Origin of the sequence: Natronolimnohabitans innermongolicus JCM 12255 (genome assembly GCF_000337215.1) — an archaeon.
Taxonomy (GTDB): Archaea; Halobacteriota; Halobacteria; order Halobacteriales; family Natrialbaceae; genus Natronolimnohabitans; species Natronolimnohabitans innermongolicus.
This window is the reverse complement of the sequence record NZ_AOHZ01000003.1, coordinates 15078-31594: the sequence shown is the minus strand read 5'-3', so window position 1 is coordinate 31594 and position 16517 is coordinate 15078. Positions and strand designations below refer to the sequence as shown.

Sequence of the window (16517 nt, the reverse complement as noted above, 5' to 3'; positions counted from 1 at the left end):
GAAACCGGTACAGTTGCCCTCGCCAACACTCCGTACGGTGCATGGACGCACAGGAGTTGTTTCTCGGGATGATCGCGTACTTTCTGGCGGCGATCGTCGCATCGATGGATGGGTTCCTCCCGCCGATAGCGGACTTCGTCGTGATCGCGACGCTCTACGCGCTGCCGGTGTTCGCACTGATTGCAGCCGTGTGGGAGTACGCCGCGATGAGGGGGATGCCGGCGTGAGGCCGGACGAACTGCCCGCGACTCGCGAGGTCGAGCGCGGCGATCGATCTCGCAGTCCACGGTGACGCTGTGCGAGACGGACGCAACCCCCACATTATAAATTCATCACCGAAGTCCAGTAGGATATGGAACGTGTTGCGATCATCGGCGCCTCGATGACCCAGTTCGGCCAGCGGGAGGGCGAGTGGGTCATGGACCTCCTCGCGGAAGCCGGCGAGGAGTGTCTCGAGGACGCCGGTGTCGAAGCTGCGGATGTCGAGCATCTGTACGTCTCGAACATGGCAAGCGGCGAGTTCGAAGGACAGACCGGGGTCCCGAACGCCCTGGCACACGACCTGCAGGCGATGCCGGCGTACACTCAGCGGGTCGACCAGACCAGTTCGAGCGGTGGCGCGGGGATCTTCGCCGCCTGGCAGTCGGTCGCCAGCGGGGCGAGCGACGTGACGCTGCTCGTCGGCGGCGAGAAGATGACCCACCGATCGACCGGCGAGGCGACCGACGTCATCGCGTCGCTGACCCACCCCGTCGAATACAAGACGGGCGTGACGCTGCCCTCCTTTGCGGGGCTGACGGCGCGCCACTACCTGGAACGGTTCGATGCGCCCCGAGAGAGTCTGGCGAAGGTGGCCGTCAAGAACCACAAGAACGGTCTCGACAACCCGAAGGCGCAGTTCCAGAAGGAGATCGACGAGGAGACCGCCCTCGAGTCGCCGATCATCGCCGATCCGCTGCGGCTGTACGACTTCTGTCCGATCACGGATGGCTCGGCGGCCCTGCTGCTCTGTTCCGAAGACGTCGCCCAGGAGTACACCGACGACTACGTCGTCATTTCGGGTATCGACGGCGCGACCGACACCCACGTCGTCCACGAGCGCGAGGATCCGACCGTCATGGGCGGCGTCGTCGAGAGCGGCAAGGGTGCATACGAGATGAGCGGCCTCGAGCCCGAAGACATCGACGTCGCCGAACTCCACGACATGTTCACCATCCTCGAGTTCCTCCAGATGGAGGGACTCGGCTTCGCCGAGCAGGGCGAGGCCTGGAAGTTAGTCGAGGAGGGCTACACGGAGCGCGACACCGGCGAGTTGCCGGTCAACACCTCCGGCGGACTCAAGTCGAAGGGCCACCCGCTTGGCGCGAGCGGCGTCGCACAGGCCGTCGAGATCTACGAACAGTTGATGGGCGAGGCCGGCCCGCGACAGGTCGACGCGAACGTCGGTCTGGCCTGTAACGTCGGCGGCTTCGGAAACTGCGTTATCACCACGATCATGGAGGCAGCACAATGACCATGGAAGCCTATCGGTACGAGGACGGCTCGATCAGCTACCCCGGACACCCGCGCGGCCCCGGCGGCGGGGAGCCGGTCGAAACGATCGATCTCAGCGAGTACACCGCGGAAGTAATCACGTGGACGACCTCGACCGCGACGCCGCCCGGCGTCCGCGAACCCAACACGCTCGCCATCGTCGAGTTCGACGTCGAGGGAGAGTCGGTCCGTGCGATCGGCCAAGCGACGACCGACGAGATCGAAACCGGCGACGAGGTCGAACCCGTCTACGTCGACGAACTGCGCGAACCCGGTGCAGGCATTCGAGAACCGGAGAGTCAAGACTGGGATGGGTATCGGTTCGAGCCGGTCTGAACCAGCGTTCTGGCGCGAACTCCCGTGAGCGACCGCGGCTACGGCGACGCGCCGGGTTCGTTGTCACCGTCGGTACCGTCAGTATCGTCAGTATCGTCAGTAGCGGACCGAGCGTCGTTTCGACCGGCATCGTTCGATCCGTTCCGTTCGCTCGAGTCATTCGAGTCCCCGCCGTCGTCTCCGGCGGTATCGGTCGCGTCGGATTCCTCGACGCCCGTCGCCGACTCGTCCTCCCCGTACTGATCTTTCAGCGTCTCGAGTTCGGCGTCGACGTCGACGTGGGACGGAGACTCGTCGTCGGTCGCACCGTCATCGGTCGCGTCGTCGTCCGCCGTCTCGATGGGGCCGTCTTCGATATCGATTGTGATTGCGTCGCTCGAGGTCGAGCCCGCAGTCGTAGTCTCAGAGGGGGGTTCGCCCGATCCACGGTCGCCGTCGACGTCCGTGGCCGTTCGCAGCCGGTCGTCGACCTCGTCGCGGAGTTCGCGGGCGTCAGAAAGCAGTTCCCGCGCGCGGTCGTCGGCGGGCAGGGATCCGTCCGAGGCTGCCTGCTGGAGTTCCGCCAGTACGGTATCGAGTCGAGAGAGCGTCGTCCGTCGAAGATCGTTCGCACGCTCGCTCGTCGTACTCGTAGCATCGGACGTCCGCTCGCGGACCTCTCGTTCGGTTCGTGCCAGACGCAACGCCCGCTGGAATCCTTCGAGGGCGCGGACGCTCGCGTTCAACGCGGCGATCGCAGTCGGGATCGCGATTTCGTCGGCGACCCGCAGGAGCTCTCGTGGCGTCGGTGGTCGCGGTCGCGGCGTCGGCGGTCGGATCCCGGTTCGACGGTCGGTGGAGACGAGCTCCGACCGGAGTTCGTCGATCGTCCGCGTGAGTTCGCGGACTGCCTCCTCGAGGTCGTCGTCGTGGTCGGCCATAGCGAGCGTACGGCCGCAAGGATGAAAAGTTGGGTGATTGATACGGCTATCGGACAGATTGGCCGGAGACGGCGACCGAGTTGCGACTTCACCGGGGTCGCGTTCCGGAACCGTCTGAAACGCATCGAGGACCGTGGATTATCCACGGGTAATCTCGATAGGAAGAACGCGGCCGCAATATTTATTATCTATCCTGAGGTTCGATAGAAAGAATGGCAGATAAATCTGAGGGTGGGACCGTCGCGCAGGCTGACTTCGCGCGGACGCTCGCGGCGCTCAAGCGACGCGGAAGCAACGTCTTGCTCGTCGGGCCGGAAACGGCCGAGGGACACGGTGCGCTCTGCCACCGATTACTCGGTGAGAATGTGGCGTCTCGATACCGACTGCTGGTGACCGACAGCAGAACGCGAACGGTACAATCCTGCCACGAATCGTCGGTGTCCTGTTCGACCCACGAAACACCGACGACACGGACCATCGATTACGCGACCGCCGGCGCTGGGGCGACGGGCGAGCGGTCGGGTGACCACGCGCCACTCGAGGCGCTCGGCACCGATATCGCCGAGGCTATCACCGCGTTCGATGCCGACGCTGACGGCCTCGAGCCAGCCCAACTTCGGGTCTGTTTCGACTCGCTCGTCTCCCTTCTCGAGAGGCACGCGGCCGAGCCGGTGTTTCGACTGCTTCATATGGTGACTGCACGGGTCAGTCACGTTCGGGGAATGGGCCACTATCACGTGCCAGTGACTCGAGACCACGACGCCGTTTCCCTCCTCGAGCCGCTGTTCGACGGGATCGTCGAGGTACGGACTCGAGATGGGGCGTACGACCAGCGCTGGCACCTTCAGGAACGGGAGACGACCACCGAGTGGCTACCGGTGTGATCACCGCGGAGCCGACTGTCCGCGTGAATCGGTCGACGTGGCTCTCGTCGCAGAACAGATAGTAAGCAAGTAGATAGTATTGGACGTTCGACCGGTTTTTCGATTTCTGAAAAGGCGGAATATCGCCGTCCTCGGACGATTGCGCTCCAGTATTATTGGTGTTACGGCATAAGGTCTATATATCGAACGACCTATCGGTTTACAGAGTACAATATATGGTTGAAGTGGATGTTCAGCTTCTCGGTGGCGCTGCGGTTACGGTTTTCCTCGCGCTCCTGTTCTTCGGCGTCGTCGTGATGTGGGACGTCGCCCTCGCATTGCGCAGCGTCGGGGACAAGATCGACAAGTTAGAGGATAGTGTCGACGGTGACCTAACGGATATTAATCACACGCTCGACGGAATTTCGAACGCCCCGGGCGGCGGCGGTGGCGGAACACAGTTGCACCTGAGTAGCGGCACGATCAGTTCCGGCCCAACGGCCGGCCAGACACAACAGCCGCCACAGGCCGGTCCGTCTCAACGCGACGCGAGTGGACCACAACACCAGACACAGTCCCCGAACCAGCAACAGGCAGTGCAGCAGCCACGACAGCGTGGCGCTGACGACGGCGAACGGCAACCGGCCGCGAACGCGGTTGGGCCGCGCGAGTCCGAATTTGGTCCTGAACCCGAACCCCAGTCCGACCCTCGACGTGACCCAGCGACCGCTGGCGTCGAGGGTTCGGAGACGGACGAGAGCGCCGAACAGGCCGTCGACGCTGCTGCCGCTGCGGCGGCGTCCGACGTCGCCGGTCACGACGCGACGAACGATGACGGCGAGTCACCCGACGACCGCGATGGGAGCGAGTCGGAACGCGACGACGGATCCTCGAGTGACGCCGAGGCCGGTACCGAACCGGCTGCGTCGGCTAGCGAACCCGGCGCAGACGCAGACGCGGACGCGATCGCGGAGTCGGCACACCCGGCGGCGGAGCGCAACCGCGGTCGGTTCGTAACCTCGCCCGACCGAACGGCGTGGTACGCGGTCGATCTCGATCACGAAGCGCTTCGGGAGTCGGAACCCGCCATCGCCGGCGAACTCCCGGACGGCTCTGTGTCGGTCGACGACGCGGACGTCATCGCCGCGGGACCAGCCGGATCCGGCGACATCAGCACCGAATCGGGAGCGATCGCTAGTTCTGTGGAAACGCCGGCAGATGCCGAACCGACGGCGGATGCCGAACAGTCAGCGTCCGCTACCGCGACGGACCTCGAGTCGGAGCAGTCGGGCGCCGACGCCGAGACGGGGCCCGAGGCGTTCGCGTTCGACGAAGACGGAACGGCTGTTGCGACGGACACAGATGCCGACCCGTCGCCGGACGGCGACGAGACGAAAACGGAGTCACCGGAGACGGCGGAGGTGGCGGCAACGACAGCGGAAGACGACGCGGAAGACCACGGCGAACCGCTCGAAGATATCGAAGACCAGGACGTCGAGGAACACGAAGACATCGAACCGGACACCGCGCTCGTCCCGGACGCCGAGACCGGCGACGAGGACGTCGAACCGAGCGGGGAGGATATCGTCCCTGACGACGGGAGTAGCGTCGACACTGACGACGAGTCGGGTCGCGAACCTGACTTCGAACCCGAAGCCGAACCGTCACTCGGTGGCGCCGTTACTCCGTTCGAGTTCGACGCGGAGTCGGACGACGAGGAGATTTCGGTCGCGGAAGCCGTCGAGACGATCAACGAAGACGCGCCCGCGCCGGAGCTCTCGAGTCACACGTTCGACGTTTCGGCCGACGTGTACGGTCGCGAAGACGGATCGGACGCCGATACTGACGACGCGCTCGAAGGCGAGACCGGCACCGAAGACACCGTCCTGACCTTCGAGTTCGAGGACACCGTCGACATCAGCGGCTCGACGAAGCGGCTGCTCCAGTATCAGATGCGAAGCTTCGCCGATCAGGAGGAGACGCCCGACGCGGACGTCTCGATCGGTCAGCACCGGATCGTGATCGAGATTCACGACTCGGACGGTAACGCCGTCACGCGCTGGAACGAAGCGGCCGTCAGCATCATCGACCGAACGCTTTACCTCTCGGACAACAGCTCCGAAGACAACTGATCGCTGATCGACGGCCGCCACGTTTCGACGGCCGTCGAATCGATCCAATCGCTTTTAGTTTCCCCGGCCCCCCTCAGACAGTGTGAGAATCGAGAACAGTTTCATTCCCGTCCGCGGCGTCGGTGAGACGACCGAACGCCGGCTCTGGCAGGAGGGGATCACCCACTGGGACGACTTCGACCGCAGCGCCGACGCCGTCGGCGCCACGGTGGCGGCTCGCATCGAATCGTTCATCGACGAGGGATGGTCACACCTCGAGCGCGGCGACGTCTCCGTCTTCGCCGACGCGTTGCCCGCTTCGAGTCGCTGGCGGTGCTACGAGAACGTCAGCGACGAGACCTGCTTTCTAGATATCGAGACGACCGGCCTCGACGCGACCTGCAACGACGTGACGACCGTCAGCGTTCACCGCGATGGCGAGACGAAGACGTTCGTCAAAGACCGCGATCTGACCGCGCGACGACTCGAGCGCGAACTCGACGACTCGTCGCTGCTGGTCACGTTCAACGGACAGCGCTTCGACGTCCCCTTCCTCGAAACCTGCTACGATATCGACGTGACGACGCCACACGTCGATCTCATGTACCCCTGCAAGCAACTTGACCTCGACGGCGGCCTGAAGGCGATCGAACGCGACCTCGGCATCGACCGTGACATGCCCGACATCAGCGGCCGCGACGCCGTTCGCCTCTGGCACCAGTACGAGTCCGGCGACGAGAGCGCCCTCGAGACGCTCGTCGAGTACAACCGCGCGGACACGCGCAACATGGAGCCGCTGATGGAGATCGTCGCCGAGCGACTCCACGAGCGCGTCTTCGAGGCGGCCCGTACCGAGCAGTGAGTCCGGCGAGGACGAGGTCGCCGATGTGTTTTCCGCTCGCCGCGGCGAAACGGATCGCATCGATCACGCGGTTATACGGCCATCGGCTTCGTTGACGGGGACGATGACCACCGGAACCGAACGCGACGACGAGAGCGGTGACGACGCGGCGTACGACTACGAGGTCTCGATCGACGTCCGACTCCGCGATATCGACTTTATGGGCCACGTCAACAACGCCGTCTACGCGACGTACCTCGAGGAGGCCCGCGAAGCGTACTTCGAGGAGGTCGTCGGCGTCTCGCTGCCCGACATCGGCACCGTCCTCGCGAGCCTCGAGATCGAGTACGCGCGAGCGATCGAGGCCGACGAGTCGGTCACCGTCGCGATCGGCGTTCCGGAACTCGGGACCTCGAGCATCCCCATGCGATACGAGGTCCGTGCGGACGGGGAGCGGGCGGCGACGGCCCAAACCGTACAGGTCCTTCTGGACCGGGAGACCGAGCAGTCGCGGCCGATTCCGGACGACTGGCGTCGGCGTATCGGTTCGGCTCGTCGCTGATCGCTGAGTGTTGATCGCCGATCGCTGACCGTCGACGGCTTCCGGCCGGTACCGACGATCGAACTACCGGCTCCCGTCTCGCTCGTGGGCCTCGACCTCGCCGTCGCTGGTGACGACGATTCGATAGCCGGAGAACGCGAACTCGACGCGACCGGTGGCGCGACTCGTTCCGTCGTCGCGGTCGGCGAAGAGGGCGTCGAGCGCTTCGGGATTGATGACGTCGTACAGCGCGTCGTACTCCGGCGGTTCGATTTCGACCGGGTCCACGCCCTCTTTCTCCGCGACGGCGGCGATGACTTCGAAACTAAGCGAGTCGGTCGTAGTGGCACTCGAACGGTCGACTGAGAGTAGCATTGCTCGCACCCTTACAGGCGTCACTCATAAATCTGCTGTCCCCAATGACGTCTTGTAGGACAGAGTTGGGCGTCAGACAACAACTCTGTTCGTTACTGCATATATTTGTGTCTATAATAGATAAAATACAACTATATTCACCACGAGTTGATCATTTCAGTGACCCCTCTCGAGTTTACAGGCACCCATTGTGAGCGGTAATTGGCTCTCGTCCGGCCGTCTTCGGTCAATATTGCCGGGTACTAGTGTTACGTGGGAAGCGGAGCACGCATCGACAGCCCGCAACTGAGCCGAATATATTCGGCGACGAACGGGCGACTCTCGAACGCGTACGTGCCGGTATGCCGCTCGAAGCGACACACCGAGAAGCCACGCAGGATCGGTCCGACCGAACGACCGTTACCGTTCGCTGTACGGGCCACGTTCGAGACGCCATCGGCGTCCACGAACTCGAGTATCCGTTCGCGGGGACGCGGTTGCGCGAGTTCCTCGAGGCCTTCTTCGCCGATTACGACGTCGAAGAGCTGGTGATCGCCGAAACGGAAGCCGAGGCGACCCACCGCGGCTGGGCGCCGGCGCCCGACGAGTTGCCGGGCACCTGGCGAAAGAATCCGGAGGGCGAACAGACTCGACCCTACGCTCGCGTCCTGATCAACGGCCGGTTCAACGAGCACTACGAGGGGTTCGAGACGGAACTTGAGGAGGGCGATCGAATCGCGCTCGTCTATCCTTTCTTGTTCTGCTGTTGAGTGGGGGAGGGAAGATCGGACGCGATTCCGACCAGCGTCGGCGCCGCTGGCCGAACGGATTCGTCTCAGCGCTTACAGCTGTTCGAGACCGACGAGCACGTATGAGCGATAGTTCGGACCCGCCGATCGAACCGGTTACCCGCCGCAGCCACGAGGTCTCGTGGTCGGCGAACCTCGAGTACGTCGATCGGTGCGGGTGCGGCGGTCACGTGACGCGCGTCCGCGTCGACCGCGAATAGCCGAATCGCAACCGCTCGGACCTACTCTGCGGTTCCGCCGGCGACGGGACTCGCGCCGTCGCGACCCACCTCGTCCTCGCGCAGGTAACACTGCGGGTCGGGCGCGAACGGGTCGCCGGTCGCCGCGAGCGCGCGCAGGCGCGAGCCGCCGCGACAGATCGACCGGTAGCGACAGTCCCCACACCGTCCGGAGAGGTGCTCCTCGCGGTTTCGGAGCGCGGCGAGCAACGGATTCGACTCGTCGTCCCAGATTTCGCCGAACGGCCGGTCTCGGACGTTGCCGAGGCTGTACCCCTGCCAGAACTGCGTGAGGTGGACGTTGCCGGCGTAGTCGACGTCCGCGATCCGCTCACCCGTGGGATCGCCGCCGTTTCGCTCGAGGTAGTCGTAGACCGCCCGCGCCTTCGCTTCGCCGAACTCCTCGCGGGCGTACTCGACGAGGAAGGCCGCGTCGGCGTAGTTGCCAACCAGTAGCGTCTCGATCTCCTCGCCGCGGTCGTGGTACTCGAGCGTGAGATCCGCGACTCGCCTGACGGCGTCGCGCTTCTCGCTCGGCGAGAGGTCGGCGTCGGCGATTTCGGCGCCGCGGCCGCCGTAGTCGAGGTGGTAGAAGCAGAATCGGTCGAGCCCCTTCTCGGCGAGCAGGTTGACGACGCCCTCGAGGTCGGGCGCGTTGGCTTCGGTGATCGTGTACCGCAGGCCGGTCTTGAGCCCGACCTCGAGACAGTTCTCGATGCCGCGGACGGCGGCCTCGAACGCGCCGTCCGTTCCGCGGAACCGATCGTTCCGCTCGGGGAGGCCGTCGACCGAGATGCCGGCGTACTGCAGTCCCGCATCCCGCAGCGCGTTGGCGTTCTCCCGGGTCACGAGGGTTCCGTTCGAGGACAACACCGGTCGCAGCCCCAGATCGGCCGCGTAATCGACGAGTTCGACCAGATCGTCGCGCACGAGCGGTTCGCCGCCCGAGAAGAGCACGACCGGAACGTCGTACGCCGCTAACTGCTCGAGGAAGGTCTTCGCTTCGGCCGTCGAAAACTCGCCGGGCGCGGCCTCGAGGTCGGCGCCGGCGTAGCAGTGCGAACAGTGGAGGTTACAGCGCCGGGTCGCGTTCCAGACGACGACCGGCCGGCGCTGTTTCGTCGCGGTGATCTGTGGCTTCGTGGAGCCGTCGGCCGCATCGTATCGGAGCCCGTCGCCCTCGGCGTCGAGATCACAGAGGAGTTTGCTGATCGAAATCACGCGTCGCTCACCCGCGGCGTTCCGTCCGATCGGTGTTCGGAGCGGGACGGCTCGAGACCCCGCGTCGAGAATCGGGCGACGTCGGCGGCGGGACAGAGCCAGACGTCGACGCCGTCGCGGCCGAACAGGCTCGAGGCGTGTTCGTGAGCTTCGGTCGCGCTTTCGGCCGCGACGCTGCCGACGTGAGACAGCGTCTCGCCGGGTTCGTCGCGGTAGAACACTTCCCACTGCGAGGTTGGATTGCCGCGGCCGACGGCGTCGATACGCTCGCGTGCTTCCGTTCCCGTCTCGTCCATACCGAAACGTTCGAATCGGCGTCGAAAGCCGTGACTGAAACTCCCAGCGCGTGGGAACACCCGCCAGCGCGGCCGAATCCGTTCGTGCCGTTCCAGCGAATCCGGAACGAGAGGCGGCTTTTCGTCCGGTCTCGAGCGGGGGCAGCCAATGCGCCCCGGAACTCTCGATACGTCCTCGCGACCGTTCGTCCTGATCTGGGAGCTCACACGGGCCTGCGGGCTCGCCTGCGATCACTGCCGCGCCGACGCGAAGCCGGATCGCCACCCCGACGAACTCTCGACGGCCGAGGGGACGCGGCTGCTCGATCCCGCCGAAGCCGACGCGGTGATGGCCTGGCTCGACGACAGCAGCGACGCCGCGCCGTTCGGCGTCAAAACGACCGAAGCACCCCAGTACCGGTGCGTTTCGATACAGCGACGGGACGAACGCAACGGCCGCGGCGACCCCGGCGACTCGAGGCCGGCCGACGGCGTCCGCCGTCGCTCGGGAATCGTCGCCGGCGATGGCTTCGCGTTCGTCAGCCACACCGGCGACGTGTTCCCCCCGGATTCCTGCCGAAGTCGGCCGGCAACGTCCGTGGCAGACCCGTATACGAGAGCTACCGGGAGTCGGCGCTGTTCGAATCGCTACGCGACCGCGGCCGACTTCGGAGCAAGTGCGGCGCCTGTCCCTACCGGCGGGTCTGTGGCGGCAGCCGTTCTCGCGCGTTCGCGACGACCGGCGATCCCCTCGAGAGCGATCCACTCTGTCCGTTCGTTCCTGACGGATACGACGGGCTGCTGCCGTGGGATCGGAACGAAGCGGCCGCGTCAGGTAACTGACTGCAACCGGCGGTGGCGCAGACTGTTCGAGGACGCAATATTAACAGGAGAGAATAAGATAACAAATTTAAACAAGTAGTTTGAGTGTCGACTATGGAGCGTTCACGACGAGCCATACTCGAGGCCGGTATCGGGACGGTATCGATCGCTGCGCTGGCCGGCTGTACCGGCTCGGGTTCGGATACCGAGGGCGACGGCACCGACGAAGCCGCCGAGACCGACGACGATTCGACACCAACCGGCGACGAAGGCGAGACTGAGAGGGAAGAGACCGACGACGACGGAACGGAGTCCGAGTCGGATCCGACGGCGGCGAACGGAGTCGAGTTACTCGCGGAGGCGTCCGTGGATCACATCCACGCCTGCAGTCACGCGAAGTTCGACGACCGCGAACCGCTCGAGGCCGCCGAAACGAGCGACGCGGCGCCGACGGTCGGCCGAACGCACGTAATCTGGGCCGTCGAGTACGACGACGAGTACGGACAGGTCGTTTTCGACGCCAGCGGCTATCCCGGTTCGATCGTCTTCTACACGGCCGACGGATCGGCCTACGCCGTCGTCGGAACCGAACTCGAGCGCGAACCCGTCGACGACGACACCTGCGAGTATCTCGATCGATACGTCGAGGTCGCACCCGAAGACGGGCGGATCGAACTCGTGCTCACGGACGATCCGGGTCTCGAGACCGACGAGTGGGATGACGAAGACCGCGACGAGTCGGGTTCGTCCGAAGGCGAGGGCGAGTACGAGACCTACACCGTCGGCGAGATCGACGTTCCACTCGCCCCGACGACCGACGTCGCCGATTGGTACGAAAACGATAACGATCTGATAATCGTGGACGCGCGGTCACGGACGGCCTACGACCAACTCCACATCGACGGCGCCGTCTCGAGTCCAGCACCGGACGGTCGGTCGACCGACGATCCGCTCGCGGACGTCGCGACCGACACTCGGATCGTCACCTACTGTCCGTGTCCGTACGTGCTGGCCGGCCAGCGGGCGGCATCACTGATCGAAGACGGCTATACGGAGGTGTACGCCCTAAAAGAAGGCGTTCAGGAGTGGATCGACCGGGACTACCCGATCGACGGAACAGCGGGCAACTGAGCCGACGAGCGGGCACTTTCGATTGCTATTCCTCAGTGGTCTCGCGAATCGTCGCCAGAGAGTCGTCGTCGCAGAAGATAGCCCGCACCACCGATCCCCGAGAGCGTTCCCACGATGCCGAATCCGGGAACGCCGTCGCCGGCATCGTCGTCGGTGTCGTCGTCGCCGTCGGCATCGTCGCCTCCTTCGTCCGATTCCGCTACCGTGACCGTCTCCGTGACCGAGTCGCGGAGCGACCCGATCGTTACGGTTAGCGTCACGTCGTATGTACCCGGTTCCTCGAAAGTGTGTGTAACCGATTCGCCGCGCTCGGGGAACGCGTCGACGTCCGTCGATGCCCACTCGTAGCTGTCGATATCGCCCGTCGAAGGGGCGGCGTCGAAGGTGACCGAGTCGTCGACGCCGGGCTCCGACGGTTCGACCGAGAACGCAGCGTCGGGGCCCGGTACGGCGCGGTCGACCCACTCGGCGTGATTGCCGAGCGTACCGCTTGCGAGGCGCGAGCCCTCGCTCGAGCCGTCGACGCCGGCACCGATCGCGTAGATATTGACGTCCTCGCCACCGTGACCCCCGTCGGCGCCGATGTAAAGCGTGCCGTCGACGACCGTCGGTGAAGACCTGATGTTGCCGTCCGTTTCGAAGACCCACTCCTCGCTGCCGTCGTCCGTATCGACGGCGTAGATGTTGCCGTCGTAACTGCCGACGAAGACCAGTCCGTCGGCGACCGTCGGGGAGGATTCGATGGTTTCCCCCGCCCGGAACGTCCACTGTTCGGTGCCGTCGGCCGCGTCGAGGGCGTACAGGTTACTGTCTCGGCTCCCGATGTAGACGGTGCCGTCGAACGCCGTCGGCGACGACCGGACGACGTCGTCCGTCTCGATCGACCACTTCTCGGTGCCATCGTCGGCGTCGAGCGCGTAGACGTTTCCGAACGGTTCCGTCTCCTGTTCGGTCGTGGTGCCGACCGATCCGGCGCCGACCGTTCGGACGGAGGCGTGGGTGGTCCCCGACCGCAGATCAGTCCCGTCGGTCGCATCCACCCTCGCTGGGCGTGCCGCGGGCGTCTCCGTCGCTATCGACGACGGACTCGAGGCACCCGCTCCTGTTTCTGGCGTGGATCCACCGACGGTTCGAGAATCGGCGTCACCGACGTAGACGGTCCCGTCGTAGACGGTCGGTGAGGAGGCGACGTAGTCGCCGGCTTCGAACGACCACTGCTCGGTGCCGTCGGCCGCGTCGAGTGCGTAAACGGTCGCTTGCGCCTCGTTGAAGAACGAGCCGCTGCCGATGTAGACGGTCCCGTTCGCTACCGTCGGCGAGGAAACGATCCAATCCTCGGGATCGGTAAACCGCCACTCTTCGCTGCCGTCGTCCGCGTCGATCGCGTAGACGGTCCCGTCTTTGCCACCAACGTAAACGGTACCATCGGCAACCGCCGGCGACGACCAGACGTGTTCGAACTCCGCCTCGAGGTCCGTCTCGAAGATCCATTCCTCGCTCCCGTCGTCCGCGTCCAGCGCGTAGACGTGGCCGTCGTTGCTCCCGACGTAGAGGGTCCCGGCGACGACTGCCGGCGAGGGAAGAATCAGTCCGTCGGTCTCGTACGTCCACTCCTCGCCGCCGTCGTCCGCGTCGAGCGCGTAGACGCGTCCGTCTCGGCCGCCAACGTAGAGGGTCCCGCCGACAACTGTCGGCGACGACCGCGTGATCCCGAAGTCGGTCTCGAACGACCATCGCTTCTCCCCGGGATCGACGTCGAGCGAACGCGCGCTACCCAACCCGCTACTCGAGAGGGCCGCCGCGCCGACGACGCCCGTCGCGGTCAGTTGCAACAGTCGACGCCGGTCGAGCGCCGCGTTGTTCATCGCGTGACCTCCGTCAGTCGTCGCCGCGGTCGCAGCGTCGTCCGCGTAACTCGGTCGATACGGCACTGTCCGTCCGTTCGGAGAGTTGGTGTGATCACAACAGTATTAATCTAGAGTTGTAATTTAATACTTCCGAATATATCTACAGATCTAATTGTTATCGATTAGATACACGCGTAGCCTCGACTCGGTCGATCGTAGCCGCCTGAGAGCCGTCCGAAGGGTGGTTCGCGGAGAATGCAGCGACGAAACGGACGAGCGTGCTCTATGACCCCCTCGAGTCGCGAGGCGCAAAGCGAACCCGCGGTTCCCGCTGTCTCGGCGGAAACGCAGAACGGTCCTGCCGGTCACGCGGAAACGATCGCAAAACGGGCAGACCACGGGAGACGCATCGACTGAACTTCCACCACGTGCGGGCAGCGCCCGCATCGACCGCCTCCCGGTGGCGTCCCGACGGCTCGGAATCGTCCGGACCGAGTGACTGACCAGTCGTCGGTCCGATCACGCGGCGCCCGTCGGGCGTCGACCTGACGTCGCTCGAGGCCGCGTGTAGCTATCGGTTCGTGCGACCCGAGATGACGGTTGGGCCGCACATGTACACTACTGTAGTCGGGTCGCCAACGGCAGCAAAACGAGTCGGTCTGCGAACCGACCGACGGGGGTAGCAGTCGTCAGCCCGTCGTCGCCGCGCGAGTCCGCGTTACTCGAGGACGACGAGCGTATCGCCCATGTCGACGCTCTGGTCTTCCTCGACGGCGATGTCGGTGACGGTGCCGCCCTTCGAGGCGACGATGTCGTTTTCCATCTTCATCGCCTCGAGGACGACGAGTACGTCGCCGGCGGCGACCTCGTCGCCTTCCTCGACCTCGATGTCCAGGATGGTCCCCTGCATCTCGGCGTCGACGGTCTCGCCGCTGCCCTCGAGATCCGCGCCGCCGCTGTCGCCGCCGGCGGGCTGGGGCGGTTCGGCCTGGCCGCCACCGACGTCGACGTCGCCAGCCGGGATGGCTGGCGCGCCGTGTTCCTCGAGTTCGACCTCGAAGCGCTTGCCGTTGACCTCGACGGTGAACTCGCGTTCGACGCTCTCCTCGTCGTCGCCGGAGCCGTCGCCGGTGTCGCCGCCCCACTGCTCCTGGGCCTCCTCGATGCGGCTCTCGTCGATTTCCTCGTCGAGATACTTCGTCGTGTGCGTGCTGTTGACGAACTCCTCGTCGGTGAGCATCAGCCGGTGGAACGGGATGATCGTCGGGATGCCGTCGATCTCGTACTCCCGCAGGGCTCGCAGCGAGCGCTCGATACACTCGTCGCGGTCCTCGCCCCAGACGACCAGCTTCGCGATCATCGAGTCGTAGTCGGTGACGAGTTCGTCGCCCTGGCGGAGCGCGTCGTCCATTCGGACGCCGATTCCACCCGGCGGGTCGTACGTCTCTAACGTGCCGCCGGTCGCGGGCGCGAAGTCGTTGGCCGCGTTCTCGGCGTTGATGCGGAACTCCATCGCGTGGCCGTCGATCTCGACGTCGTCCTGTTCGAAGTCGAGTTCCTCGCCCGCCGCGATCCGGATCTGGCGCTTGACGATGTCGTAGCCCGTGATCTCCTCGGTGACGGTGTGCTCGACCTGGATCCGGGTGTTGACCTCGAGGAAGTAGAAGTTCGCGTCGGGGCCGAGGGGCTCGTCGGGGCCGCGGCCGGGCGCTTCCTCGACGAGGAACTCGACGGTCCCGGCGTTGGTGTAGTCCGCGGCGGCGACGCCGCGACGGGCGGCCTCGCCGATCTCCTCGCGGAGTTCGTCGGTCAGGGCCGCGGAGGGACCTTCCTCGATGACTTTCTGGTGGCGGCGCTGAAGCGAACAGTCGCGTTCGCCCAGATGGCGGACGTTGCCGTGTTCGTCGGCGACGATCTGGACCTCGATGTGTCGCGGGTTCTCGAGGTAGCGCTCGAGGTAGACCGAATCGTTGTCGAAGTACGCCTCACCCTCGCGCTGGGCGCTCTCGAGTTGGTCTTCGGCCTCGCTTTCGTCCCAGACGACCTTCATCCCGCGGCCGCCACCGCCGCCTTCGGCCTTGATGGCGATCGGATAGCCGTGTTCCTCGCCGAAGGCTTTGACCTCCTCGGGGTCGGTAACGGGGTCCGTGGTCCCGGGGACGATCGGCACGTCGGCTTCGTTCATGATCGTCCGGGCTTTGGTCTTCTCGCCGAGGCTCTCCATCGCCTCGGCCGACGGACCGACCCAGGTGATTCCCTCGGCGTCTTCGACCTTCCCTGCGAACTCGGCGTTCTCCGCGAGGAAGCCGTAGCCGGGGTGGATGGCATCGGCGTCGGCCTTTCGTGCGGCCTCGATAACCGCCTCGTGGTCGAGGTACGAATCGGCCGCGCGCGCCGGACCGACGTTGTACGCCTCGTCGGCGTACCGAACGTGGCCCGAGTCCTTGTCGGCCTCGGAGTAGATGGCGACTGTGCCGATGTTCAACTCCTCACACGCCCGCATCACTCGAACGGCGATCTCCCCGCGGTTCGCGACCAGAACCTTCCTGAACATTCCTGATTGAATCACACGATAACCCACTACCTTACTTTTTCGCAACGGGTCGCCCGACGACGAGAGTCCAGTCGAGCTACTGATAGCGCTCGAGAAACGGTTTCAGGCGCCGAAAGGGACGTGGACGAGGGGAGAGGAGAC

At 65.1% G+C, this 16517-nt stretch carries 16 protein-coding genes and 1 pseudogene; 11 read left to right on the top strand and 6 right to left on the bottom strand.

Translation table 11 applies throughout. The features are described from left to right. Positions 1–41: 41 nt before the first annotated feature. The 3 genes from C493_RS00790 (at position 42) to C493_RS00780 (ending at position 1869) form a co-directional block, all read left to right on the top strand. Positions 42–227, top strand: coding sequence for a hypothetical protein (locus tag C493_RS00790; protein WP_007257478.1), 186 nt, complete (start codon positions 42–44; stop codon positions 225–227). Positions 228–352: 125 nt separating this feature from the next. Continuing rightward, positions 353–1513 carry a thiolase family protein gene (locus tag C493_RS00785; RefSeq protein WP_007257477.1) on the top strand — a complete coding sequence of 387 codons (1161 nt, stop codon included), beginning with the start codon at positions 353–355 and terminating at the stop codon, positions 1511–1513. Continuing rightward, positions 1510–1869, top strand: coding sequence for a PhlB family protein (locus C493_RS00780; protein ID WP_007257476.1), 360 nt, complete (start codon positions 1510–1512; stop codon positions 1867–1869). Before C493_RS00785 ends, C493_RS00780 begins: the two co-directional genes overlap by 4 nt. Positions 1870–1907: 38 nt before the next feature. On the opposite strand, the gene C493_RS00775 is transcribed toward C493_RS00780, so the two are convergent. Continuing rightward, a complete protein-coding gene (locus C493_RS00775) occupies positions 1908–2789 on the bottom strand; it encodes a DUF7547 family protein (RefSeq protein WP_007257475.1) in 882 nt (293 codons plus the stop codon). Between the two features lie 212 nt (positions 2790–3001). Between C493_RS00775 and C493_RS00770 the strand changes: the two genes are divergently transcribed. From C493_RS00770 to C493_RS00755, 4 genes are all read left to right on the top strand, one after another. After that, on the top strand, positions 3002–3673 hold the full coding sequence (locus tag C493_RS00770; RefSeq protein WP_007257474.1) for a DUF7504 family protein: 672 nt from the start codon (positions 3002–3004) through the stop codon (positions 3671–3673). Between the two features lie 215 nt (positions 3674–3888). Then, positions 3889–5784 (top strand): hypothetical protein, encoded by a 1896-nt coding sequence (locus tag C493_RS00765; RefSeq protein ID WP_007257473.1) that lies wholly within the window; start codon positions 3889–3891, stop codon positions 5782–5784. A gap of 82 nt (positions 5785–5866) precedes the next feature. Next, the gene (locus C493_RS00760) at positions 5867–6625 is read left to right on the top strand and encodes a ribonuclease H-like domain-containing protein (RefSeq protein WP_007257472.1); all 759 of its coding nucleotides are present in this window, start codon (positions 5867–5869) and stop codon (positions 6623–6625) included. A 103-nt stretch (positions 6626–6728) separates the two neighbouring features. Next, the gene (locus tag C493_RS00755; RefSeq protein WP_007257471.1) at positions 6729–7166 is read left to right on the top strand and encodes an acyl-CoA thioesterase; all 438 of its coding nucleotides are present in this window, start codon (positions 6729–6731) and stop codon (positions 7164–7166) included. A 63-nt stretch (positions 7167–7229) separates the two neighbouring features. On the opposite strand, the gene C493_RS00750 is transcribed toward C493_RS00755, so the two are convergent. Beyond that, the gene (locus tag C493_RS00750; protein WP_007257470.1) at positions 7230–7520 is read right to left on the bottom strand and encodes a HalOD1 output domain-containing protein; all 291 of its coding nucleotides are present in this window, start codon (positions 7518–7520) and stop codon (positions 7230–7232) included. Positions 7521–7861: 341 nt separating this feature from the next. On the opposite strand from C493_RS00750, the gene C493_RS00745 reads away from it, so the two are divergent. Both C493_RS00745 and C493_RS23305 read left to right on the top strand, forming a co-directional pair. Continuing rightward, complete coding sequence (locus C493_RS00745; RefSeq protein ID WP_007257469.1) at positions 7862–8269, top strand: MoaD/ThiS family protein; 408 nt, start codon at positions 7862–7864, stop codon at positions 8267–8269. Between the two features lie 101 nt (positions 8270–8370). Then, a complete protein-coding gene (locus C493_RS23305; protein WP_007257468.1) occupies positions 8371–8508 on the top strand; it encodes a hypothetical protein in 138 nt (45 codons plus the stop codon). A 21-nt stretch (positions 8509–8529) separates the two neighbouring features. Here C493_RS23305 and C493_RS00740 read toward each other — a convergent pair whose 3' ends face one another. Together C493_RS00740 and C493_RS00735 are read right to left on the bottom strand one after the other, a co-directional pair. Further along, complete coding sequence (locus tag C493_RS00740) at positions 8530–9747, bottom strand: TIGR04347 family pseudo-SAM/SPASM protein (protein WP_007257467.1); 1218 nt, start codon at positions 9745–9747, stop codon at positions 8530–8532. Then, positions 9744–10043 (bottom strand): Htur_1727 family rSAM-partnered candidate RiPP, encoded by a 300-nt coding sequence (locus C493_RS00735; RefSeq protein WP_007257466.1) that lies wholly within the window; start codon positions 10041–10043, stop codon positions 9744–9746. Before C493_RS00735 ends, C493_RS00740 begins: the two co-directional genes overlap by 4 nt. 148 nt (positions 10044–10191) lie before the next feature. Here C493_RS00735 and C493_RS00730 point away from each other — a divergent pair. Both C493_RS00730 and C493_RS00725 read left to right on the top strand, forming a co-directional pair. After that, positions 10192–10865: pseudogene (locus tag C493_RS00730) on the top strand (hypothetical protein). Positions 10866–10958: 93 nt separating this feature from the next. Next, a complete protein-coding gene (locus C493_RS00725) occupies positions 10959–11975 on the top strand; it encodes a rhodanese-like domain-containing protein (protein WP_007257464.1) in 1017 nt (338 codons plus the stop codon). A 32-nt stretch (positions 11976–12007) separates the two neighbouring features. On the opposite strand, the gene C493_RS00720 is transcribed toward C493_RS00725, so the two are convergent. Next, positions 12008–13840, bottom strand: a complete 1833-nt coding sequence (locus C493_RS00720; protein ID WP_152421069.1) for an outer membrane protein assembly factor BamB family protein — start codon at positions 13838–13840, stop codon at positions 12008–12010. 700 nt (positions 13841–14540) lie between these two features. Beyond that, positions 14541–16376 (bottom strand): acetyl-CoA carboxylase biotin carboxylase subunit, encoded by a 1836-nt coding sequence (locus C493_RS00715; RefSeq protein ID WP_007257462.1) that lies wholly within the window; start codon positions 16374–16376, stop codon positions 14541–14543. Between the last annotated feature and the right edge of the window lie 141 nt (positions 16377–16517).